This is a genomic window from Achromobacter mucicolens (genome assembly GCF_029866465.1).
Classification (GTDB): domain Bacteria; phylum Pseudomonadota; class Gammaproteobacteria; order Burkholderiales; family Burkholderiaceae_B; genus Achromobacter; species Achromobacter mucicolens.
Genome location: NZ_CP123364.1, coordinates 5121308 through 5144207 on the forward strand (window position 1 = coordinate 5121308; position 22900 = coordinate 5144207).

The 22900-nt window shown below is 61.9% G+C and carries 20 protein-coding genes; 18 read left to right on the forward strand and 2 right to left on the reverse strand.

Going from position 1 to position 22900, the window contains the following annotated elements:
* The first annotated feature begins 433 nt into the window (after nucleotides 1–433).
* Genes tssB through QEP15_RS23330 form a run of 13 tightly spaced genes read left to right on the forward strand, consistent with a single transcriptional unit; the run spans nucleotide 434 to nucleotide 17258 of the window.
* Nucleotides 434–940, forward strand: a complete 507-nt coding sequence (gene tssB, locus QEP15_RS23270) for a type VI secretion system contractile sheath small subunit (RefSeq protein ID WP_152382767.1) — start codon at nucleotides 434–436, stop codon at nucleotides 938–940.
* Between the two features lie 50 nt (nucleotides 941–990).
* Nucleotides 991–2475: a type VI secretion system contractile sheath large subunit gene (tssC, locus tag QEP15_RS23275; protein WP_152382768.1), complete on the forward strand. Its 1485-nt coding sequence runs from the start codon at nucleotides 991–993 to the stop codon at nucleotides 2473–2475.
* 14 nt (nucleotides 2476–2489) lie between these two features.
* Nucleotides 2490–2918 carry a type VI secretion system baseplate subunit TssE gene (tssE, locus tag QEP15_RS23280; protein ID WP_152382769.1) on the forward strand — a complete coding sequence of 143 codons (429 nt, stop codon included), beginning with the start codon at nucleotides 2490–2492 and terminating at the stop codon, nucleotides 2916–2918.
* 25 nt (nucleotides 2919–2943) lie between these two features.
* Complete coding sequence (gene tssF / locus QEP15_RS23285; RefSeq protein ID WP_152382770.1) at nucleotides 2944–4710, forward strand: type VI secretion system baseplate subunit TssF; 1767 nt, start codon at nucleotides 2944–2946, stop codon at nucleotides 4708–4710.
* Nucleotides 4674–5693 carry a type VI secretion system baseplate subunit TssG gene (tssG, locus tag QEP15_RS23290; RefSeq protein WP_152382771.1) on the forward strand — a complete coding sequence of 340 codons (1020 nt, stop codon included), beginning with the start codon at nucleotides 4674–4676 and terminating at the stop codon, nucleotides 5691–5693. The genes tssF and tssG overlap by 37 nt, the downstream gene beginning before the upstream one ends.
* Nucleotides 5690–7054: a type VI secretion system-associated FHA domain protein TagH gene (gene tagH / locus QEP15_RS23295; protein WP_152382772.1), complete on the forward strand. Its 1365-nt coding sequence runs from the start codon at nucleotides 5690–5692 to the stop codon at nucleotides 7052–7054. Before tssG ends, tagH begins: the two co-directional genes overlap by 4 nt.
* Nucleotides 7055–7107: 53 nt before the next feature.
* On the forward strand, nucleotides 7108–8058 hold the full coding sequence (tssJ, locus tag QEP15_RS23300) for a type VI secretion system lipoprotein TssJ (RefSeq protein ID WP_193725332.1): 951 nt from the start codon (nucleotides 7108–7110) through the stop codon (nucleotides 8056–8058).
* Nucleotides 8055–9392 carry a type VI secretion system baseplate subunit TssK gene (gene tssK, locus QEP15_RS23305; protein WP_152382774.1) on the forward strand — a complete coding sequence of 446 codons (1338 nt, stop codon included), beginning with the start codon at nucleotides 8055–8057 and terminating at the stop codon, nucleotides 9390–9392. The genes tssJ and tssK overlap by 4 nt, the downstream gene beginning before the upstream one ends.
* A 1-nt stretch (nucleotide 9393) precedes the next feature.
* Nucleotides 9394–10269: a type IVB secretion system protein IcmH/DotU gene (gene icmH / locus QEP15_RS23310; RefSeq protein ID WP_152382775.1), complete on the forward strand. Its 876-nt coding sequence runs from the start codon at nucleotides 9394–9396 to the stop codon at nucleotides 10267–10269.
* Between the two features lie 32 nt (nucleotides 10270–10301).
* Entirely contained in the window at nucleotides 10302–12428 is a 2127-nt protein-coding gene (locus QEP15_RS23315; RefSeq protein ID WP_280148166.1) for a type VI secretion system Vgr family protein, read from the forward strand.
* Between the two features lie 32 nt (nucleotides 12429–12460).
* On the forward strand, nucleotides 12461–13375 hold the full coding sequence (locus QEP15_RS23320) for a DUF4123 domain-containing protein (protein ID WP_227741316.1): 915 nt from the start codon (nucleotides 12461–12463) through the stop codon (nucleotides 13373–13375).
* The gene (locus QEP15_RS23325) at nucleotides 13368–16379 is read left to right on the forward strand and encodes a T6SS effector BTH_I2691 family protein (protein WP_152382778.1); all 3012 of its coding nucleotides are present in this window, start codon (nucleotides 13368–13370) and stop codon (nucleotides 16377–16379) included. Before QEP15_RS23320 ends, QEP15_RS23325 begins: the two co-directional genes overlap by 8 nt.
* A gap of 3 nt (nucleotides 16380–16382) precedes the next feature.
* Nucleotides 16383–17258 carry a DUF6708 domain-containing protein gene (locus QEP15_RS23330; RefSeq protein WP_193725333.1) on the forward strand — a complete coding sequence of 292 codons (876 nt, stop codon included), beginning with the start codon at nucleotides 16383–16385 and terminating at the stop codon, nucleotides 17256–17258.
* Between the two features lie 55 nt (nucleotides 17259–17313).
* On the opposite strand, the gene QEP15_RS23335 is transcribed toward QEP15_RS23330, so the two are convergent.
* Nucleotides 17314–17862, reverse strand: a complete 549-nt coding sequence (locus QEP15_RS23335) for a hypothetical protein (RefSeq protein ID WP_128829830.1) — start codon at nucleotides 17860–17862, stop codon at nucleotides 17314–17316.
* A complete protein-coding gene (locus QEP15_RS23340; RefSeq protein ID WP_056320529.1) occupies nucleotides 17859–18794 on the reverse strand; it encodes a LysR family transcriptional regulator in 936 nt (311 codons plus the stop codon). Before QEP15_RS23340 ends, QEP15_RS23335 begins: the two co-directional genes overlap by 4 nt.
* A gap of 184 nt (nucleotides 18795–18978) precedes the next feature.
* On the opposite strand from QEP15_RS23340, the gene gtdA reads away from it, so the two are divergent.
* From gtdA to QEP15_RS23365, 5 genes are all read left to right on the forward strand, one after another.
* On the forward strand, nucleotides 18979–20046 hold the full coding sequence (gene gtdA / locus QEP15_RS23345; RefSeq protein ID WP_180097463.1) for a gentisate 1,2-dioxygenase: 1068 nt from the start codon (nucleotides 18979–18981) through the stop codon (nucleotides 20044–20046).
* Nucleotides 20047–20140: 94 nt separating this feature from the next.
* Nucleotides 20141–20839 (forward strand): fumarylacetoacetate hydrolase family protein, encoded by a 699-nt coding sequence (locus QEP15_RS23350; RefSeq protein WP_152382781.1) that lies wholly within the window; start codon nucleotides 20141–20143, stop codon nucleotides 20837–20839.
* Nucleotides 20840–20854: 15 nt separating this feature from the next.
* Nucleotides 20855–21493 (forward strand): maleylacetoacetate isomerase, encoded by a 639-nt coding sequence (gene maiA / locus QEP15_RS23355; protein WP_152382782.1) that lies wholly within the window; start codon nucleotides 20855–20857, stop codon nucleotides 21491–21493.
* Nucleotides 21490–21873: a chorismate mutase gene (locus QEP15_RS23360; protein ID WP_152382783.1), complete on the forward strand. Its 384-nt coding sequence runs from the start codon at nucleotides 21490–21492 to the stop codon at nucleotides 21871–21873. The genes maiA and QEP15_RS23360 overlap by 4 nt, the downstream gene beginning before the upstream one ends.
* Nucleotides 21866–22891 carry a Bug family tripartite tricarboxylate transporter substrate binding protein gene (locus QEP15_RS23365; protein ID WP_227741317.1) on the forward strand — a complete coding sequence of 342 codons (1026 nt, stop codon included), beginning with the start codon at nucleotides 21866–21868 and terminating at the stop codon, nucleotides 22889–22891. The genes QEP15_RS23360 and QEP15_RS23365 overlap by 8 nt, the downstream gene beginning before the upstream one ends.
* Nucleotides 22892–22900: the final 9 nt, after the last annotated feature.

Here is a 22900-nt window from a genome sequence, read left to right on the forward strand (position 1 = left end):
TTTTGCGGGGCATGCAGACGCATGGAATATGGCTGCCATGCAGGGCATTCACTTTGAATGCCGAACCCTGCATTTATTGTTCACGCGCTAAGTCTGTAAAAGACAAGCGCATTAAGAAAACACGGCCAGTCGGAACTATCAATCGGACTAATTCGAATATTCGGCGAACGTCCTTTATTTCTTATCACAAATCATATTTTTGATAAGAGTCAGATTAATCCCTCTTATTTTTCGAACTTTTTATATGTCCAACGTTTCCGATCGCACCGCAAAATGCACAGCTCATTTTTGACTTCATCCTGTGTGTCGCTGGCGGCACCTGGTTTTGCGACACCCAGCCAGAAGACCTGATATTCCGGCGTCTACCAACGCGGACTTCCATGCCTTCCGGAGCGGACGAATAAACGGCTCGAATATTTGAAAGGAGTTACCCATGGCGTCGAAAGTTGGTTCAGTTGCACCGAAAGAGCGGATCAACATCCGCTACATCCCCGCGACGGGCGATGAGCAGCAGGAAATAGAACTGCCACTGAAAGTGATGGTGCTCGGCGACTTCAGGGGCCACGGCGACGAAACGCCGCTGGAAGACCGCCCCGCCATTCAAATCAATAAAGACACCTTCAACGAAGTCATGGCCGAAGCCGGTCTGAATTTGAAAGTGGACGTCCCGGCCACGCTAGAAGAAGGCAGCGACAACGACACCCTCAGCGTCAACCTCCAATTCCACAGCATCAAGGACTTCAGTCCCGACGCCATCGCCCGCCAGGTTCCCGAATTGAAGAGCCTGCTGGAACTGCGCGAAGCCCTCGTTGCGCTCAAGGGACCCATGGGCAACATCCCCGCGTTCCGCAAGCAGATCCAGACCCTTTTGGGTGACGACAGCGCGCGCGGAAAACTGGCGCAGGAACTCGACCAACTCCTGGCGACGCCTCAGGCGTGATGCCGGGCTCCGTCTCAAACCCACTCTGTTAGGTTCTCAAGGACGCACCGATGACCAAAGCCAAAACTGCCGAGTTCCAGGAACACGCCGACAGCCTGCCCCCTGGCGGATTGCTGGCCCAGATCATGGCCCAGACCCGCATCGAGCCCAGCCAGGAAGGTTATGCAGTCGCCGAGCGCGGAGTCGCAGCCTTCGTGTCCGAAATGCTCAAGTCCGAGTCTCGCGAACAGCCGATCAACAAGCATCTGGTCGACCAGATGCTTGCCGCCATTGATCGCAAGCTCAGCAAGCAGATGGATGCCATTCTGCATCAGCCCGAATTCCAACAGCTCGAATCCATCTGGCGAGCCCTCTTCGACTTCGTCCAGCGCACGGACTTCCGAGAAAATATCCAAGTTGTGTTCGTGCCAGTCACGAAAGACGAACTGCTCGAAGACTTCGAGAGCGCTGCCGACATTACCCGCAGCGGTTTGTACAAGCACGTATACACGGCCGGCTACGGCCAGTTCGGCGGACAGCCGGTCGGATGCATGATCGGCAACTACAACTTCGGCCCCTCCGCGCCGGACATCAAGCTGTTGGGCTACCTCGCCTCCGTAGGCGCCATGGCGCATGCGCCTTTCCTGGGCGCTGCCGGGCCCGAGATGCTCAATCTGGAATCCTTCGAAGAGCTGCCCAACCTGAAAGAGGTCAAGGACATCTTTGAAGGTCCGCGCTTCGCCAAGTGGCGTAGCTTGCGTGAATCCGAAGACTCGCGCTATCTGGGATTGACCATGCCCCGGTACCTGCTGCGCCAGCCGTACGATCCGCTCGAAAACCCAGTGCGCAGTTTTGCGTATGAGGAAGCCATCGACGGCGACCACCGCAACTACCTGTGGGGCAACACGGCGTTTCTGATGGGTAGCCGCGTGACGGACAGCTTCGCGAAGTTCCGCTGGTGCCCGAACATCATCGGTCCTCAATCCGGTGGCGCAGTAGAAGATCTGCCCGTGCACCTGTACGAATCGTTGGGACAATTGCAGGCCAAGATTCCCACCGAAGTCCTGGTCTCGGATCGCAAGGAGTTCGAACTTTCAAGCGAAGGTTTCATTCCGCTGACCATGCGCAAAGACAGCGACAACGCCGCATTCTTTTCGGCTAACTCCGTGCAAAAGCCCAAGGTGTTCCAGAAGACACCCGAAGGCCAGGCCGCGCAGACCAACTACATGCTGGGAACGCAACTTCCATACATGTTCATCATCAACCGCCTGGCGCACTACATCAAAGTGCTGCAGCGCGAACAGATCGGCAGCTGGAAGGAACGCCAGGACCTGGAGCGCGAGCTCAACAACTGGCTGCGCCAGTACGTCGCGGACCAGGAAAGCCCAACGAGCGACGTCCGCAGCCGCCGTCCGCTGCGGGCGGCTCGGGTCGTCGTGCAGGACGTCGACGGCAATCCTGGCTGGTACCAGGTCGCGCTTTCGGTGCGTCCGCACTTCAAGTACATGGGCGCCAGCTTCGAGCTGTCGCTGGTTGGCCGCTTGGACAAGGATTGACAGGGAGCTGACCCATGCCTCGGTCCCCTGGGCGCGGCAGCCTGTTCGAACGCCTTGATCCCGATCTTCCGCCACGGCGCAACCGCACCCGCCAGGAAATGGCGGCCGAACGCATCCGCGCCATCAAGCGCCAACTGGAATGGATCCTCAATTCCCGCCAGGGCAGCTCGCAGAGCAGCCCTGGCTTGGGACTGCGCGATCTGAACGACGCGGCGACGGGTGCCGTGGACCTGCGCCAACAGGTCTGCCTCGACATCCACGCAGCAGTGGCCGCCTACGAGCCGCGCGCTCACGTCATCGACGTCAGGCCATTGGCGGGGTCCGATCCGTCATTGAATCTGGGCTTTCGGCTGATCTGCCGGGTGCCGCTGAACAATGCGCAAGAGCAGGTCGAGATAAGCCTGCTCTTTCACCATCAAGGCCGACAGGTCAGGGTGACCTAGCAAGTAGCCAAGGGAGGCTGACCGGATGCCACTGAAGGGAAAATTCCGAGAGGAACTGGATTACTTGCGCCGCTTGCGGCGCGTCTTCGCACGCAATAACCCGCAGCTGGCCCCGTTTCTGGGCGAGGAAGCCACGGACCCCGATGTGGAGCGACTGCTCGAGGGCTTTGCCTTCCTCACGGCAAAACTGCGTCTGAAGATCGAAGACGACTTTCCCGAACTGACGCACTCGCTGCTGCAAATGCTGTGGCCCAACTATCTGCGGCCCCTACCCAGCGCCACGATCATGCAGTTCGAACCCACCGACCACTCCATCACCGGCCGCCAGACCGTGCCGCGTGGAACCAGCATCCAGTCGCGGGCCGTGGACGGCGTGCAATGCCAGTTCCGCACGAGTCAGGACGTGTCGATCTTCCCCTTCGAGGTCGCAGGGGTCGATGATGGCCATTCACTGGAAAAGTCGATTGTCCGCATTGACCTCGCCACCCTGAGCCAAAACCCGCCCAGTACGTTTGGCTGTGACCAACTAGAGTTCTACCTGAGCGGCAGCGATTACACCGCACAGACACTGTATCTATGGCTGGCCAAGTACCTGGGCGAGATCCGCATGGAGTCCGCTGGCCGGGTTCGCCACATTCCGGTCGGCCAAATCGAATTTTCCGGATTCACCCCCGACTCGGCCCTGCTGCCCTACCCCAAGAACGCCATGGATGGATACCGCATCCTCCAGGAGTACTTTCTCTTTCCTAGGCGCTTCTACTTTTTTTCACTGACGCACCTGCTTGGGCTGTGGCCCGACCTGCCCACGACAAACATACGCATTGAGTTTCACTTCACGCGCCCCATGCCGGCGGACGTGCGGGTACGCAAGGCAGACATCGCGCTTTACTGCACGCCGGCCGTCAACCTGTTCGAACACGACGCCGAGCCTATTCGCCTGACCGGAAGGGCCGCCGAATACCGGCTCCAACCCGGCGGCCACCGGCCTGATGCGTTCGAGATCTTCAGTATCGACAAGGTCGATGGATGGAAGAACGGCGACAGCGATCAGCCGGGAGAATGGCTACGTACCTACGAACCTTTTGAGTCGCTGCGTCATCAGATCGAACACGAACGCGGGCGGACCACACTGTACTACCGCACGCGGTTGTCGCCGTCACCCTCCGACTCGGGCATCGACCACCGCATTGCGTTCGTGCGGGGCGATGACCGCCACTACATTGGCCGAGAGGAAACGGTGTCGCTCTCGCTGACCTGCACCAACCGCGATTACCCGCTTGCGTTGGGCGTCGGCGATATCCGCGAAGGGTCGCGCGACACCCCCGCATTCGTTCGCTTCAAGAACCTGACGACACCCACGCCGCCATACCGTCCCGTACTGGCTGGCGATCTGCATTGGAGTCTGATCTCCAACCTTTCACCCACCTACCTTTCGCTGCTGTCGGCCGAACCCCTCAAAGCCATTCTTGGCAACTACGACTTCTCGGCTCATCACGACATCCAGCGTGCCCGAACGACGCAAAAGCGCCTGGACGGCTTGAAGGCCGTGGTCAGTGAGCCCATCGACCGCATGTACAAGGGTCTTCCCATCCGAGGCACCCGCACCCTCTTGAAGCTCGATCAGGAAGGATTTTCCTGCGAAGGCGACCTTTATCTTTTCGGGACAGTGCTCAGCCACTTCCTGTCGCTGTACGCCAGCCTGTCGTCGTTCCACGTACTGGAAGCGATCAACATGACCAATCAGGAGCACTACGCATGGCCGATGCGCAGCGGAACCCAGCCCCTGATCTGAGCGATTCATTGTTGGCCGAGGCCAAGAGACATGACTTCTTCTGCCTGCTGGAGCGGCTGCATGGGCTGCACGATGACGACCTGGAATCATCCGACACCTTCGACGCGGATCACCAGCGCATTCTCCTGAGCAATCACGCGGGGCTGGGTTTTCCGGCGTCCGACGTCGCGCTGGCCGAACGCCTTGAAAGTCAGGTTCCGCATCAGTACCGGGTGCAAGCCACGTTCTTCGGGATGCACGGCACGGATTCTCCCCTGCCGAGCTACTACCTTGACCGCCTAGCCTACGAGGCCGGCCAAGGCGTGGGCATCCGCCCCGCGTTCCTGGACTTCTTTAACCATCGCCTGTTGACGTTGTTGCACCAGGCCTGGCGCAAGTATCGCTATTACATCCGCTTCCGGCGTGGCGCGGATGACCAGTTCTCTCGCCGAATCTTCGCGCTTATCGGTCTGCAGCATGACGCGACCCGGGGCGACACGCCAATCGCCTGGAGCCGGCTGCTGAGCTTTGCTGGCGCGGTGGTTCTGCGCAGCCGCTCGCCCGCGATGCTGGCCGGGCTGATCGCGCATTGCTTCGACCTGGAGGATGTGCAGATTCGCGACTTCGCGCTTCGGCACGCCGTCATCGACGATTCCGATCGAATCAGGCTTGGCGTGAACAACGGTCAGCTTAGCCACAGCTTCCAGATCGGCGACAGCATACGCACGCGGCACAGCAGCTTCGTCATCGTGATATCGCACTTGAGCCAGGCGCGATTTCGCGAGTTTCTGCCCCACGGCGAAAACTTCGAGCGCCTGCGCCAGCTCGTCGTTTTTCTGCTGCGCGACCCGATTCCCTGCGACCTCGAGCTTGGCCTACGGCAAGACGAAGTGCTTCCCTTCAATCTTCGGCTTGCCGGCGGCACGCAACTGGGTTGGACCAGTTTTCTTGAACAGCCGGCCTCGACCCTCCCGCCGCCCGTCAGAGTTTCCCTGCGCACATGATCCCGACATCCTCTCATCATCGCCTTGCTCTCGTGGTCGACAACCCTCAGGCCCTGCAGAAAGGCAGCCAGCCCCGGTGCCTGTTCGATATCGCAGGCGGCACGATCGGCGCGCACGGGGCGGACTGGATCCTGCATGACAGGTCGGGCCGCGTCCAGTCCATCCACTGCGAGGTCCGCTACGAAGATGGCGGCTACTTCGTCATCGATCGCTGCGGACAGACGCGTGTGAACGACCAAATGGACCCGCTTGGCGCGCTTGTCAGCGTTCGACTGCGCGGGGGAGACATCCTGCACGTAGGGCCCTATCGCCTGACCGTCAACCTGGATGACGAGACATACGCCTTGCCCGACCCAGCCCGGCATCTCGCCGAGCATGAGGTCGCCGAGCTGCTTGGCACATCGAACGAACATATCGGGGCCCTGCCCCACGGCGACGGAGCGCCGGCGCCAAACCCGCCGTCAGAACGTGGCTGGCGCGAGTTCAACGCCTTGTCGGAGCCCTCGACGCAAGGACAGCTGGACCCTTTGCTGGCGCTCCAAGAAGCCATCCGTCCGGCCCCCGCGTCAGCCGACAACGCCGCTTCGCTGGATTCCAGGCATTACGGCCAGACGCAGTTGGCCGCGCAGGCCGACCTGTCCACGACCCGATTCGAAGCCGTTTCCGGCTCCCCTTTGCATGCCTTCGGAGATCCCCCCATGTCGGGACACCCCTCTTCTTCTGCAGTCCCCCGAGCATCCGATCAATGGATCCAGAATCAGTTCAACCACGGCGGCGATGCGGCGGGCCTTGTGGCGCCCTTGGTCGAAGGGCTAGGCGCGCCTGTGGGCGCAGTGGACCCGCACGATGCGTACATCCTGCTGTTCGAGGCGGGGACCACGCTAGCCGCGCTCATTCGCGGCCTCGCCGCATTGAATCGCGCACCTCAGGGCGCACGGCTGGCACTCGCCAAACGCACACTGCAGCCCATCGAAGACAATCCGCTGCGCCTCCCGCAGACCTATCCAGACACCGTGCGCGCTCTCTTTTCCCGGGACCGCAGCATGGTCCACCTGTCTCCCACCGCCGCCGTCGAGGAATCGCTCGAGCAGATAGCCGAACAGCATCGCGCGATGCTAGACGCCATCACCGCCGGTCTGAGTGCGCTGTTGCAAGCGTTCTCGCCGGACCAGCTTGAACGCCGGTTTGCCCGCTACCGGTCCGGCCAGCAGCACGAAGCGTTACCTGGTGACGGGGCCTGGCAGATGTACCGGCATTACTACGAAGAACTCAGATCCAGCCGCCAGCAAGGCTTCGACAAACTGTTTTGGGAGGTCTTCGACCAAGCCTACGACCAGTCGCTGCGCAAGGAAGAGCCATGAGGCCAGCCGTTGCACTTCTGTGCGCCGCATCCTTGCTGTCCGGATGCGGCACCGTGGGCAACGTCCTCACCAAGACGGGGCAGATCCTGATGGATCCAGACATCCAGGTGGGCCCGCCAGAGGATCAGCCAACGCAGGTGGCGTTGAGCCTGTACGCCGCCAAGGACGTGAATCCCAATCCGGTTGCCGAACCGGACTCGGATCCGACGACGGCGCCGGTGAATGAACGGTCGTTCTCGGTCAATGTGCAGGGTGAAACCCGCGAAGACCTAGTGCATCGTCTGCAAGCCTTGCTTGAACACCTGCATCAAGCGGAATCGCCGGCGGCGCCGTCAGAAGACGGCACGAGTAAGGCCGTCAGGTCCGCGCTGACCAAAGTCTTCAAGTCTCGCTCCATCGTCATGAACCCCTCTTCTGAAAGCCTGTGGACGGACAGCGTGGCGACGAACCAGGCTCCCTTTCCGGTGCAGTGGCAACTGCGCCAAGGTGAAGACGAGCAAGATTCAGCCCCCGCGGCTGGCCATGCTGCCAGCCCCCGTGGAGAGGACGTGGCGCTTGGCCAGTACCGCGATGGCGTTCCCCTGGCGCCCGCGCCGCTGGCGGCCCAGGATCATGCCAATGCCACGCCTGTCTCCTTTCGCGTGATCCAGCTCAAGGACGATTCGCTGCTGGAAAACGCCGATCCCGATCTGGTCCGCAGTGCCCCCAAAAAGGCGCTTGGAAGCACCTACATCACAGCCGACGACTACCTGCTCGCGCCCGGCCAATTCAAGTTCATCAACTATCGCGACCTGGACGAGGACACCCATTACGTCGCGGTCGTGGCGGTCTTTCATGCGCCCGACGCCCAGCGTTGGTACGACGTGTTCCGGGTGGAGCCGCGCAGCCGCAAGTATGCCTTGCTGGTGACCTTGCAAGACACTCGGGTCGCCATCACCGACGAGAGCTACCGGCCAGCCAAGACCGCTCAACTTGCCAGCAATCAAGCGAGAGAACAACAATGACCAGCCGCAATCCCGTCGTTTGGGGCGAAGGGCAATTCGTCAAACCCCAGCACTTCCAGCAGACCGACCGATACCTCGAGCACTACGTCAATGTGCGCATGGGCAGCAGGTACTGTTATGGCTTCTCGGAGCTGGAGTTGAATCAGGAGTTTCTGTCGTTCGGCAAGATCTCCATCGTGCGTGCACGCGGCATCATGCCGGACGGTACCGCCTTCAACATCCCCCACGACCAGCCGCCGCCCGAGCCCCTGTCGATTCCTGATGCAACTGCCGCCAATCAGACGGTATACCTGACGCTGCCGCTGCGCTCGGACGGGACATCCGAGGTTCGTTGGCCGGACACCCTGGGCAACGCCCGCTACCTTCATCACACCGAAGACATCCGCGACACGCACAGCCATCAAGGCAATCACACGCCCATCGCCTTGGCCGTGCCCAATCTGCAACTGGCATTGGAACGAGACGATCGAAGCGCCTTCACGGGCTTGGCATTGAGCCGGATCCTGGACAGGCGGCCCGACGGAAGCCTGCTGCTGGACAGCGACTTTCACATCACGGGCATGTACCTGCAGGCCATCCGCCCGCTGGCGCACTTCATGGAAGAGATTGCCGCGCTGATGCACGAGCGCGCGAAAAGCATCGCGCAGCGGATCGGGTCGCCCGGCCAGTCCGGCGTCGCAGACATTACAGACTTCAACCTGCTGCAAGCGCTCAACCGATGGCAGCATCTGTTCCGGCACCTGGCGCGCGACGCCGATGTGCGACCGGTCGATGCCTATCTGGCGTGCGGCCAAGCCTGCGGCGAACTGACCACCTTTACCGACGAGGGACGTTTACCGCAGGACTACCCCGCCTATCAGCACGACACGCCACAGACCTCTTTCCGCATGCTGAAGGAGACGCTGCGCCGCGTGCTGAGCACGGTGCTGCAGCCGCGCGCCGTGTCGCTGCCGCTGGACAAGCAAGGCCATGGTGTATTCACGGCGCAAGTCCACGATCCCAGCCTGCTGCAAAGCGCCGAGTTCATCCTCGCCGTTCGCGCGCGAATGCCCTTGGAGCAAATGCGGCAACAGTTTGTGCGCCAGGCGAAGATGGCCTCGCATCAGTTGCTGCAGGAACTGATCCGATTGCAGTTGCCGGGAATTCCATTGATGACACTGCCGGTTGCGCCGCGCCATCTGCCTTTCCACGCCGGTTTCACCTATTTTCAGCTGGACCGGTCGCATCCCCATTGGCAGCGCCTGATGCCGCAGGGGACAACCGGATTCGGCTTCCACATCACCGGGGACTTCCCCGAGCTGGAGCTGCAGTTCTGGGCCATTCGGAGTCAATGAGATGAGCCATAACGTGATGGTCGGCAACGACCGCATTGAGACCAGTCCCTCTCCTTCCGTTCTGCCCAAGGTGCCGGACGACTTCATGCGTACCCCTCGGGAACCCAGTATCCGTGACGCGGATCGGGTGCTCTACGAAGGGGTGGACCGCATCAATGCGGACGAGGATCTGCAATTTCAGTTGCGCGGCCACAGCATCAACCCCTTGGTCGACATCGCCCAGCCGCTGTTCGGCCTGGTGATGCGGGTGCGCCGCATGAAGGACCTGCCGGAAGACGATGTGAATCGGCTATATGAGAACGTCCGGGACCATATCACCGCGCTCTCGGAAGAGGTTCGGCAGCTTGGATACGACGGGGCGACGCAGCTGTCCTTCCGCTACGCCCTGTGCGCCTTCATCGATGAAGCAGTGATGGCGACGCCATGGGGTGTGGGTTCGCGATGGAAAGGACGGTCTCTCCTGAGCTATCACCACAACGAAACCTGGGGTGGCGAGAAGTTCTTCACGGTGCTGGCGCGAATGCAGATGGACGCCGTCAAGTACCGCGACGCCCTCGAGTTCAAGTACCTCTGCCTGTGTCTGGGCTATCAGGGCAAGTATGGCCAACAGCACAACAACAAAGACACGCTGAACGCCCTTATTACCCGGCTGCATGAGCAACTGCGCCAGCTGCGGGGAGACGTGCCCGAACGTTTGGTCGACGCTCCTGCGAACATCTCCACGCTCCGTCACAGGCTGGACCGGCAGTGGCCGCTTTGGACGCCTTGGGCGCTAGCCGCGGTTGTGGTGGCCGCAGCGTTTCTGTACTTCTCCCTGAAACTGGGCGCCGCCACGCAGATGGTGCTGGATTCGCTCGAGAGCATTCTCAAACAGTGAAGCGGCTAGTTTTGAACTGGAGATAAGACATCATGCCCACGCAATCCGATCTGCACTTCACCTTCACCGTCGGCGACGCGTCTTTCGACGTCGTCGAGTTCATCTTGCAGGAAGGCCTCTCCGAAACTTACGTGCTGCAAATCGAACTGGCCAGCGCCAATGCGGCCGTCGACTTTGGCAGTGTTCTGGACCGAGCCGCGCTGCTCACGATCTGGCAGGGACAGAATCCGGTTCGCCACGTGCACGGCGCGGTATCTTCATTCGTCCAGGGCGAAACCGGCTTTCGCCGCACGCGGTATTCGGCGATCGTCGAGCCACGCTTGGCGCGCCTGAAGCTCAGTTCCGATTGGCGAATCTTCCAGGCGCTGACCGTTCCACAGATCGCCGAGGCGGTGTTCAAGGCGCATGGCCTGAATCAGGACTACGAGCAGCGCAGCACTGCCGAGCACCAGGCTCGCGAATACTGCGTGCAGGCCGGTGACACGGATTACCACTTTGTCGAACGCATCATGCGCGAGGAAGGTTTCTTCTATTCCTTCCGTCATGGCGCCGAAGGACATCAACTTGTCCACAGCGATCGCCTCTTCATCCACGGCCGCGTCGGCGACGCGCCGGTGCAGTACAACCCGACACCCGGCGGCGACCAGCCGCAGCCTGCGCTGCGTCGCTTCGCCTACACCGAGAACGTGCGCACCGCGCGCCAGACCCAGCGCGACTACACCTTTCACCATCCGCGCTATACCCACCAGCACAGTCGAGATGGGCGGGATCTTGACCACCAGGGACGCCGCTACGAGCGCTCCGACTACCCGGCCCGCGCCAAGTTCGACGAGGCCGGCAAGCCCTTCGCCGAGAATCGGCTGCGCGGACACCGACGCGATGCGCGGGTCGCTTTTGTTGAAGGCGATGACCCGCGCCTGCAGCCGGGTATTTCGTTCACCCTGGCCGGGCATCCTCGCGAAGATCTCAACCGCGGCTGGCGCCCCGTCCGCATTGTCCACCGCGGCATCCAACACACAAGCCAAGCCGAGGAAAGCGCCGATGCCTCGCACGGCACGCATTATCGCTACGAGGCCGAGCTAGTTCCGGACGACGCCGAGTGGCGTGCACAACCGCTGCCCCGGCCGCGCATCGAGGGACCACAGAACGCCGTGGTGGTCGGCCCACCCAATGAAGAGATCTACACCGACGAATACGGCCGCGTGAAGGTCCAGTTCGCCTGGGACCGTCTCGGCAAGGAGGACGAACACAGCTCCTGCTGGATACGCGTATCCCAGAACATCGCTGGCGCCACGTGGGGCCACATGGCCATTCCCCGCATCGGACAAGAGGTCATCGTCTCGTACTTCGACGGCGATCCCGACCAACCCGTGATCACCGGCCGAGTCTACAACCGCCTGCAATTGCCGCCTTACGACCTGCCGCGCCACAAGACGCGGATGACCATCAAGACCAAGACCCACAAAGGCGAGGGGTACAACGAACTGCGCTTTGAGGACGAGAAGGATCAGGAAGAAATCTACGTCCACGCGCAGAAGGACCAGAACATCCACGTCAACCACGACGAGTCGACGTTCGTGGGTCACGACCGCAGCGAGCAGGTCGAGAACGACGAAACCATCACCATTGGCCACGACCGCAGGGAGACCGTGGGCAATGACGAACAGGTGAACATCGGCCAGGACCGGCGGCACGACATTGGGCGGGACGACTTTCTGACGGTGGGGCGTAATCACACGATCTACACCGGCAAGGACCGCACCGAGGAAGTGGGCAACAACCGCCGCGACAAGACTGTGGCGAATCATTGGGTGAGTATTGGCGGGCACCAGGAGCAGAGCGTGGAGGGGCACGCGGAGCTTCAGGCGGGTCAGGCGATTCGGCAGCGCACGAAGGTGTATGAGCTTCAGGCGGCGGAGAGCGTGATTTTGAAAGGGCCTGGGGGGACGATTCGTATTGATGGGTCGGGGATCACGCTTGAGGGGACCGCCATTTTGATCAAGGGGCCGATGAGCCAGAAGGGCGGTGGGGCTGGCAACCCATTTGCGATCCGGAGTGACCCGGCCACGGGCAAACCCATCGACCGCCTGTGCGGGCGCCGTCCGGACGGTACCTGCCCGTTATCCGACTGCCGCTGTCTTGGAGGGCTCGCTCGATGACACTTCCCAAAGCTCCGCCTTGGATCACATCCATGGGTAAGGACATCACCCAGGATGCGCTTCCTCGCACGCCGTTCCGCTATCTGTTGCTGATGACCGTGCCACTACAAAACTGGGCCTACCGCCCTGTGCCGCAAGAGGGCGAATACCGCCCCGCCTATGCGCCTGGCGTGTTGGACATGGTGAAAGAATTCGATCCCTTACCCTGGCATGCTTGGGTCTGGCAAGGCACGCCACTGGATGAGCAATTTGACCGCGGCCCGCTGCTAGTTGACGCGACGAGCCAGCCTGGGCTGATGCAAGAGGCTCTCACGCACTGGGCGCCCGCAGGTGGCGCAATGTTCATCGGTGCGGCGGCCGATCTCGGTGATATGGCGGCACACCTCAGAGGTCTAGTGCAGCTTGATCTGTCTTGTGAGGGCGAAGCCACCTTGAACGTTCAACCACATCACCTCGCCGCCTGGCTCGAGGCGTTGGACGAGGACCACCGCGATGCGTGGCTTGGTCCGATCAGCGCTTTGCTCTGGCGCGCTAGCTGGGGTCCAGTTCACGACTGGCGCCGCGTGGATCGCGACGTTTCCGGAAATGTTGACGGCAAGACGAGTGTACTGATGCTGCGCCCTCACGAGCTCGAACGCTTCGACGCAAACATCCGTGAGCACTTCATGCACAGTCGCATCTACGAGGTGCATTCGATTCCCGATCACACCGGTCGCAGCTTCGAAGAGATTCGCGACTGGATAGAGCAACTCCTTCAATTGGCCGACCGTCTGAATTTTCACGAAGAAACCGTCACGGCTCAATACATAAACCTGTTCGCCCATCATCCGTGGCTGCTCCAGAACGATGAGGTACGCGAAATTCTCAATGACTTGACCGAGTCGCCTCAGGCTCGTCTGCGTCAACTGGACGCGCTCGTTCGCGCACAGGAATCCGCTGATGACTAAGACCACAGCAGGCGGCGCAAAGTCCGCACCGGCGTGCTGCCCACGCATTCCCATTCTTCCCATCCGATATGCGATTGTTCCGAATTCGGACGGCTCCGCCCAGTATCGGTACGCCAAGTCCGGCTTCAGCCTGGAAATGGGCTTTCCGTTTCTGCAGTTGTCTTCGTATACCTTGCGTGCCATTCGTCCGGGCTATGTCTATGTCTTCATGAAAGGCCCAAAGGGCGAGAAGCTCGTCATTCATGAGTACGACGGTGAAGGTCATTATCAGGAATTGACATACACCGGGCTGGAGAACTACGACAGGAAGGACAGGTACAAAGCGGGCGCACGCATGGGGTGGGTGTGGGCAGACACCAGTCCCGAGACTGCCAAGGAGGTGTGGGTCGGCTATAGCCCGCACCTCTGGACCAACGACATGACGGCCAGGATCTCCGCAGATGCCACGGTGCGGCGGCTTCATATGCGGCCCCTGGACATGGCCGAACTGACCTCGGGTGTCAAATCGCCTTCTGGCCAGCCCCACGTGCTGCCGGCGGTTGCATTGACACAGTGGGTCGAGGACTTCAAGCCGCGCCAGGAGCGTCTGCCGCTGGATTGGAGCAGCCATGCAAGCAAGGATGATCTGCCCGTTGGCACGTTTCTAGCTCAACGAAATCACTATCGGTTTACGCAAGCGCGAGTGCCGGCGGTCGTGGTTCTCAATGACGCGGAGGGACTGTGCCATGATCTCGGCCTGTCCGTCGCCGCGTATCAGCATCAGACACGCGACCTGATGCCCTCCGAACAGATTCATTCGGCCTCCGGCACGGACAACGCCGAGCTCGGCGCGAAGGATTTCCCGAGGGCATTCCGGCAGGACGTGGAGGTCTTGAGCGCTAAGAGCCAAAGCTACCATCACCGCAATTTGGTGGCGTTACTCCTTGAAAAGACCTTGCGAAACATGTACCCGCGCGACAAGCTTGCGCCAGAACATTTGGCCAAGTTGCGCTATGAATATCAGCAAAAGCAGGTTGGTCACCACCGTCGCTTCACGTCCTCCGAGATGGTCTTCGAGGTGCTTACGAACGAGCACGTTTCGCCCGCAGGCGGTCGTTTAGGAGAGCGTATCGACAAGGCCAAGTATCACCAATTCCTGGCCGAGCGCGACGAGGTTGAGAGCCGATTGCGACGTCTCCACGCCATCGTGGCCAAGGCGAGCGAAGATCACGATCAGTGGCTTGCCACTGCCGAAACCGCATGCGGGAACGATCCGAACAGCCTAGCGGCGCCCCTAACCGCTTACGATCGCAACAACCGAGTATCAGCGATAGGGCTGGAAGTGTCCCTGTCGATGCTGATTCATCCCATGAGCCAATCGTTGCCCGGCACCGAGGACGACGACCCTCGCTTCACGCGGTTGAATGCTTGGCTCGACGAGGATGACAGCCCGATCTACACGGCGTTGGCGCCATTCAATCCCTTCAAGGAAAAGGCCGATGCGGTGGGGTCTTTGCTGGGTGCCGCGGATTACATCATTGAGGATCTGGCGGGGCGCTTTCCCGCCACAGCCGGCGTCACGGACCTGACAGCGCACACTGTGACCACCGTGGTGCTCAAACGCATGCGCGGAAAGACTCGCTGGGATGCCAGCCGCACCCTGCGGCAGCAGGTACTTGCCGCCGCCGATGAGGCCAACGCAAGCAAGGCCATGGGCTTGTTGAGCGCTCGCTACCGAATCACCGACGAGGCTGTACGCCCGGATGCCTTCAGCAGAGAAGTCGACAACCTCATCAATTCTGGCATGGCGAAGGTCGAAGAGATAAAGAAGGTACGCGTCCACGGCAGCCGCACAGTGACCATCGAGGAAACCCTGACGCGGCGTGTGAAGCCGAATATTGCATCGCTGCTCAACACGACGGGCGGAGGAGCGTTAAACGTAGGCATGCTCTGGTTCAACATCGTGAGCCTTCGGACCGCCTACGCCAACTTGCGGAGCGATCCGTCTTTCGAATACGCGGCTGGCTTCGCGTCCGCGCTTTTCGGACTGGCGGGCGCCGCAGCGGCTGTGCTGGTCAGCGCGCGGGCTTCTCACAAGATCATTATGTTGCGAGTCAGTGCGACTGTTCCGGGAATGACTTTTGGGAATGGGCACATTCGGTTTATCAGCAGCAATTTGTTTACTCGGTTGGTGGGTTATCCGGCCATCTTTCTCGGATTTTCGGCCGACGCTCTGAAGGCCATTCGCCAAGCGAAACAAGGAGACATGGCAGCAGCCAGCCTCACATTCGCAGGGGGGATTGCATCAACCCTCGGAGGAGTCGCGCTCTTGGAAGGAACCCTCGCTATCGCCGGAGCAACCGCTGTCATCCCTTTCGCCGGCTGGGCTGCCGCAGCATTCGCGCTACTTGGCGCCGGCGTTCTTGCGATAGGCCTTGAACTGCATGCCCACGCAAAGGATCGCGTCCATCAACCTTTTGAATTATGGGCCGTGCGAGGCGTGTTCGGCACCAGGCAAAACGACGGGGAAAAAAGGAAGGGAATCAATCTAGATCCAAACGATCGGCTACCGCCTTATCCCGAGGTACGAGATGAGATCAAGGCTTGGTATTCCGCCAATTTCGCACCCGTATTACTTGACGATCATCAGGCAAAGTCGCTGGGAATCACCAACGTAGACAGTCGTTGGCATGAAAACACCGCTTGGTCGATACCGAACTGGGGGCAGATTACAACCGATAGCGTACCGACAGAACCTAGCGTCGCCGAATTCACCGTATTGCTTCGAGGCTATATCACTGGACAAAGTGACTGGAAGTACAAACTGTCCGCTCCGGACGCTGGTCAGGAGAGCGATGTCAATGCTGCCAAAACAGCCTTTCATCTCGCATCTGGCGAGCTGGTAATTAACTTCAAGATTCAAGCAAAGAGCAAGTCCGGCGTCGAACTAAAAATTGAATACCAGCCCAATCAAGGACTTGATGAGAGCGCCGTCGTATTCACCACTTTTAAATTGATGAGCTGATTCATGGCAATCACCTGGCTGTTTTCGCAACACGAGAAATCAATATCAGTTCCTGTTATCAACGACCAACTAGCGGACATGGACGAAGAGGTCCTCTCGCTGCGCAATCCGTGGGCAGTGGATTCCGTCTTCATGGGAAAGCTGTATGTGGCCTTTAACGCACTTGCATCGCTATTTTTGATTTGGATGTACTTCGAAATTCCAACGGCTTCTACAGACTCATCGGAAAGGCAGCTCTTTGTCCTAGTGTATGTATCGGGCGGCGTGGTTCTGTTCACTTTTTTTGCCTTGCTGACTTGGTATCGAGTTTTCTACATTACCCGCCTATCTAATTTCTACTTCAACCGCAGGCTCAAAAAAGTTTATTACCAACGCAACAAGACCCTCATCCAGTTCGACTGGGCGCAGACCGAGGGAGGCGTATTCGTGCGCAATGAATTTGGCGGTGCTGGATTTACCACCAACTTTGCCCTCGCCTTCGGCCCCAAGCCTACGGCCGGTCAAGAGAAGAACCGTATCGTCCTCTGGGTCGACAGCAACCACTCCAACGACCCAGACCCCCGATACGTCGCGCAGGTGTGGGAATACATCCGGCAGTTTATGGAAGAAGGTCCCGACAGGTTGCCAGCGCCAGGCGAACCCAATTGGTGGTACGCCCCGCTCCACCGGATTTGCCTGACGCCCGCCGAAGCTTGGCGCCACTACGCGCCCTGGCGCTCAGGCGAACCCGGCGAAATGCAAGGCAAAAAGAATTGGCTGCTGCCGATGTGGCTCGTGCTCTTCCCCTACAACATGTTTTCCGCGTTGTGCTGGTACGCGGTGTGCCGCGCCTTCAACGTTCGAGGTGCGCCGCCACCGCCGGAAGCTCTGGGGCGCTAGGACATGCCGCGAATTGCAAGGTGCCCTTCAAGTACCCGCGGACGGCACGTGATCGCTATGCCCGGCGCGCCAAACACCGCAAAGCCACCCGATACCCCACAAACACATAAAACCCGCCAGAATTCATCACCAGCCAAGCCCCCAACCCGCCAAGCACCGCCACCACCGGCCCCACGGCCCTGACGTCGCCCTGCGTCCAGGCGATGCCGCCGAGTGCGCCCACGACGATCAGACCGATCGACAGGCGCTTGAGCAGCACCACGCCCTGCACCCGCCCCGCCATCATCAACACCATCCCGATCGACAGGCCCAGCGCAGTCCCCGCGCACACCGCGACCAGCGCGAACGCGGCCATCGCGGGGCCGACGAATCGCAGCAGCAGGCTCAGCAATTCAATGCCGACGCCCAGCCCGCCCGCCATCACCAGCACGGACAGCACCAGGGGCGACCACATGCCCGGTGGCGTGCGGCCCTCGTCCATGTGGGCCACGAAGCGGTGCATCGCCGCAGACGAGGAAGGGTCGTTGCCAGCCTCCAAAGCCGCTTCCAGCTTGCGGCACTGATCAATCAGGGCGTTCAGGCCGGAGGCGGGCTCGGGGGTCATAGCCGTGTCACGCCGGGGGCATGTTCGGCCACGGTGCTTCGCAGCGCGGCCATCGCCTCTTCCACGGCCACAGGCCGGAACGCATCCTCCCGCCAATACATCGCGACCGACCCGAACCCCGACAGCCGCACCGGAATGATGCGCATCGCCCGCATCTGCGAAAAGCGCAGCGCGGCGCGGTGCGACGCGACGCCGATCATGTCGCTGTTGTTGATGAGGGTCAGGTTGACGGTGACGGAATTGGATTCGATATGGTCGGGCGGCGGCGCCTGTCCGGCCGCGGCCAACGCGGCGTCGACCGCGTTTCGGATGGGCGTGCCTTTGGGCCACAGGATCCAGCGGTAGGACAGCAGGTCCTGCCAGCTTGGCTGCTCCACTGCGAAGAGCGGATGGCGAGGCCGCGCCACCAGATGGATGGGTTCCAGGTACAGCGCCTCGAAGCGGATCGCGGGATCGTGGTGCTCCGGCGCCGACCGTCCCACGACGATATCCAGTTCCCCTTGCGCCAGTTGGGCCAGCAGACGATCGGTCGTTCCCTCGACCAGTTTCACGCGCGCCTGCGGCATGCGTTCCAGCAGCTTCATCACCGCCAGCGGCACGGTGTCGGAGGCCGACGCGCCGGATGCGCCGATCACGACGCGCCCGCCGCCGCCCTCGCGCAGGGCCGCCATGTCCGCGCTGGCGCGATCCAGTTGCGACTCCACGCGCTGCGCGTGCGCGATCAGCACGTCGCCATGCGGCGTCGGGCGCAGGCCGCGCGCGTGACGCTCGAAGAGCGGCAAGCCAATATCGTCTTCCAGATCCTTCAGCCATTTCGACAGGCCCGGTTGCGTCGTGTTGAGCATCGCGGCCGAGTGGCTGATGTTGCGGGTCTGGGCCAGGCTGAGCAGCATCTTCAGATTGCGCAGCCGCAAGCGATGGGTCCAGTCCATGCAGGCCCTTTTGGTGGGAGGTTTGTCTCGTATGTATATGGTTATTGGTATGGATAATAAGATAATTTCATTTCAAACCACATAGCTCCTGCTCGCATAATCATCTCCATATCAGGACCAGCCGCGAACTTACGCGGCGGCCGCCCGTAGAAGCCGGCACCAGCCGGACATACAGGAGACAACCATGCACGACGGTCATTGCGCCGGCGCGGACAGCGCCGCTTCGGACCGCGCCCGTTATTACGCGCGCATCGCCAAGAAACACATGGCCCCGCTGTGGGAATCGCTGCACAACCTGGTGCCGCGCCAACCCGCACCGCGCTGCGTGCCCGCCCTCTGGAAGTACGACGACGTGCGCGACGACGTGATGGCGTCCGGATCGCTGATCACCGCGGAAGAAGCCGTGCGCCGCGTGCTGATCCTGGAAAACCCGGGCCTGCCCGGCCAGGCCAGCATCACGCAAAGCCTGTACGCGGGACTGCAGCTCATCCTGCCCGGCGAAATCGCGCCCAGCCACCGCCACACGCAATCGGCCCTGCGCTTCATCGTCGAGGGCCGCGGCGCGTACACCGCCGTCAACGGCGAGCGCACCACGATGCACCCCGGCGACTTCATCATTACGCCCTCGTGGACCTGGCACGACCACGGCAACGCCGAAACGGTGGAAGGCGGCGAGCCGGTGGTCTGGTTGGACGGCCTGGACATTCCGCTGCTGCGCTTCCTGGATGCCGGCTTTGCCGAGAACTATCCGTCCGCCACGCAGCCGGTCACGCGGCCCGAAGGCGACAGCATGGCGCGCTTTGGCCACAACATGGCGCCCGTGCGGCATCACGTTTCCAGCGGCACCTCGCCCATCTTCAACTACCCCTACGAACGCAGCCGCGAGGCGCTGGATGCGCTCTACCGGCACGGCGAGCTCGACCCGTGGGACGGCGTCAAGCTGCGCTACCTGAATCCGGCCACGGGCGGCTATCCCATGCCGACGATGGCCACCTTCATGCAGTTCCTGCCGGCAGGCTTTCAGGGCAAGACCACGCGCACGACCGACTCCACGGTGTACAGCGTGGTCGAGGGCCGAGGCACGGCGCGCATCGGCGACCAGGAGTTTCATTTTGGGCCGCGCGATGTGTTCGTCGCGCCCTCCTGGATGCCGGTGCAGCTTGCCGCGCTGGAAGACGCGACACTCTTCAGCTATTCCGATCGGCCGGTGCAGGACGCGCTGGGCCTGTGGCGCGAAGAACGCGTCGACTGACGCACGTACACGGCCGCACGTGGCAGCACGCGGCCGAAGCTGGCCGCGAATACGGCCGCGATTCAAATTTCCCTCCGCCTTCAAAGGGTGACCCATGTCGTTTGTGTTTGCTCCCGCCGCTCCCGTTGCCGTGCCCATTGCCGGCAGCCAGGACAGTTTTCCCGTGCGCCGCGTGTACTGCGTCGGCCGCAACTACGCCGCCCACGCGCGCGAAATGGGTTTTGACCCCGACCGCGAACCGCCGTTCTTTTTCTGCAAGCCGGCCGACGCCGTCGTGCCGGTCGCGCAAGGCAGCACGCTCTCTCTGCCCTATCCGCCCGAAACGGCCAACCTGCACTACGAGGTCGAATTGGTCGCCGCCATCGGCAAGGGCGGTGCCAAGATCAGCGTCGACGAGGCCCTGCAGCACGTGTGGGGATACGCCGTCGGCCTGGATATGACGCGCCGCGATCTGCAGATGAAGATGCGCGAAGCCGGCCGCCCGTGGGAACTGGGCAAGGCGTTCGACCAGAGCGCGCCGATCGGCCCGCTGCATCCGGCCCAATCGGTCAGCGGCATCGAGCAGGCCGGCATCTGGCTGCAGGTCAACGGCGCCGACCGCCAGCGCAGCGACATCGGCAAGCTGATCTGGTCCATCGCGGAAACCATTGCGTATCTCTCGAAGTACTTCCGCCTGGAGGCCGGCGACCTGATCTACACCGGAACGCCCGAAGGCGTCGGCCCCGTGGTGCGCGGCGACAGAATGGTCGGCGGCGTGGACGGACTGGGCACGCTCAGCGTGCAGATGGCTTGAGGCCGGGAGACCCGCATGCAACTGCACAACTTCTTCAACAGCTCCACGTCCTACCGCGTGCGCATCGCGCTCGCGCTCAAGGGCCTGTCCTATGAATACCTGCCCGTAAACCTGCGCAAGCAGGAGCAGCGGGCGCCGGACTACGTGGCGCGCAACCCGTCGGCCGGCGTGCCGCTGCTGATCGACGGCGACGTTGCGCTGTCGCAGTCGCTTGCCATCATCGACTACCTGGACGCCACGCATCCCGAGCCGCGCCTGATTCCCGCCGACACGCAGGCGCGCGCCCGCGTGCTGGAGCTGTCGCACGCCATCTCGTGCGACATCCACCCGGTCAACAACATGCGCATCCTGCGCTACCTGCAGGAAGTGCTGGGCGCCAGCGAAGCGCAGAAGAACGCCTGGTACCACCACTGGATCCGCGAAGGCCTGACGGCGGTGGAAGCGCTGCTGGCGCGTCATGGACACGGCGCGTACTGCTTTGGCGATGCGCCCACGCTGGCGGACTGCTGCCTGGTGCCGCAGGTGGCCAACGCGCAGCGCATGGGCTGCGATCTGTCGCCCTACCCGCGCATTCTGCGCGTCGTCGAACACTGCAACGCGCAACCGGCCTTCCAAGAGGCCGCGCCCGCGCAACAACCGGACTACACCAAGTGAGCAAGCAAGAACCCGACACGCAAGGCGCCCCGCTGCGCGAGTACACCGACCCGGCCTACCGCCCGCTGTGCGCCACCCTGGCGGACGTGCGCGCCAATATCGACCGGCTGGACGACGAGATCGTGCGGCTGATTGCCGAGCGGGCGATGTACGTGAAGGACGCCGCGCGCTTCAAGCGCGACGCCTTTCAGGTGAGCGCGCCCGCGCGCCAGGCGCAGGTCTTCGAGAAGGCCCGGGCGCTGGCCCAGCGCCACAACCAGGGATTCACGAATCTGGAGCAGGTGGTGGACGCCACCTACCGCGCGATGGTGGCCGCCTTCATCGCCAATGAACAGACCTATTTCGACACCATGAAGAACGTGGGAGACACGCATGCTTGATTCTTCGACCTCGCAACCGGGCCGCTGCCTTGCACGCCGTTTTGCACGCCGTTTTACGACCCGTGCCGCGGCGTTTGGCCTGGCCTTGCTGGCGCCGTTGGCCGCCACCGCCGCCGACGCGTGGCCCACGCAGCCGCTCAAGGCCGTGGTGCCGTTCGGCCCGGGCTCCAGCCCCGACCAGGTCGCGCGCATCGTCAGCGAGAAGGCCAGCGCGATCCTGGGCCAGACCATCGTCGTCGAGAACAAGCCCGGCGCCAGCGGCAACATCGGCACGTTCGCCATCGCCAATGCCAAGCCAGACGGCTACACGTTCGGCGTGTCGATCACCGGTCCGCTGGTGAACAACACGCTGCTGTTCGACAAGCTGCCCTACGCGCCCGCCAAGGACCTGTCGCCGCTGACGTTGGCGGTGCACCAGCCCAATGTGCTGGTGGTGCCGTCCGCGGCCGGCATCGACAACATCGGCCAGCTGCTGGAGGCATTGAAGAAGAATCCGGACAAGTACAACTTCCCGTCGCCGGGCGCGGGCACGGTCTCGCATCTGGCTGTGGAGTTGCTGTTGCAGCAGATCGGCGCGCGCGCCACGCATGTGCCCTACCCGTCGTCGCCGGCGGCGCTGACCTCGCTGCTGTCGGGCGACACGCAGTTTGCCGCGCTGCCGCCCATAGCCGTGATGCCCATGGTCAAGGACGGCCGGCTCAAGGCACTGGCGGTGACCTCGTCCAAGCGCTCCGCCCTGCTGCCCGACATCCCGACGCTGGCCGAAGTCGGCGTGCAAGGGATCGAAGGTTCCGCGTGGATCGGCTTCGTGGTGTCGTCCAAGACGCCGGCGGACGTGCAGAAGAAGCTGTCCGACGCGCTGATCCAGGCCATTCACGACCCCGAGGTCGCCAAGCGGCTGCAGGCGCAGTTCATGGACCCCGTCGGCGATACGCCCGCGCAGTTTCGCAGCTACATGGACGACGAGTTGAAGCGCTGGGAGCCGTTGATCAAGAAGCTGGGCATCAAGGGCCAGTAAGGACGTCGC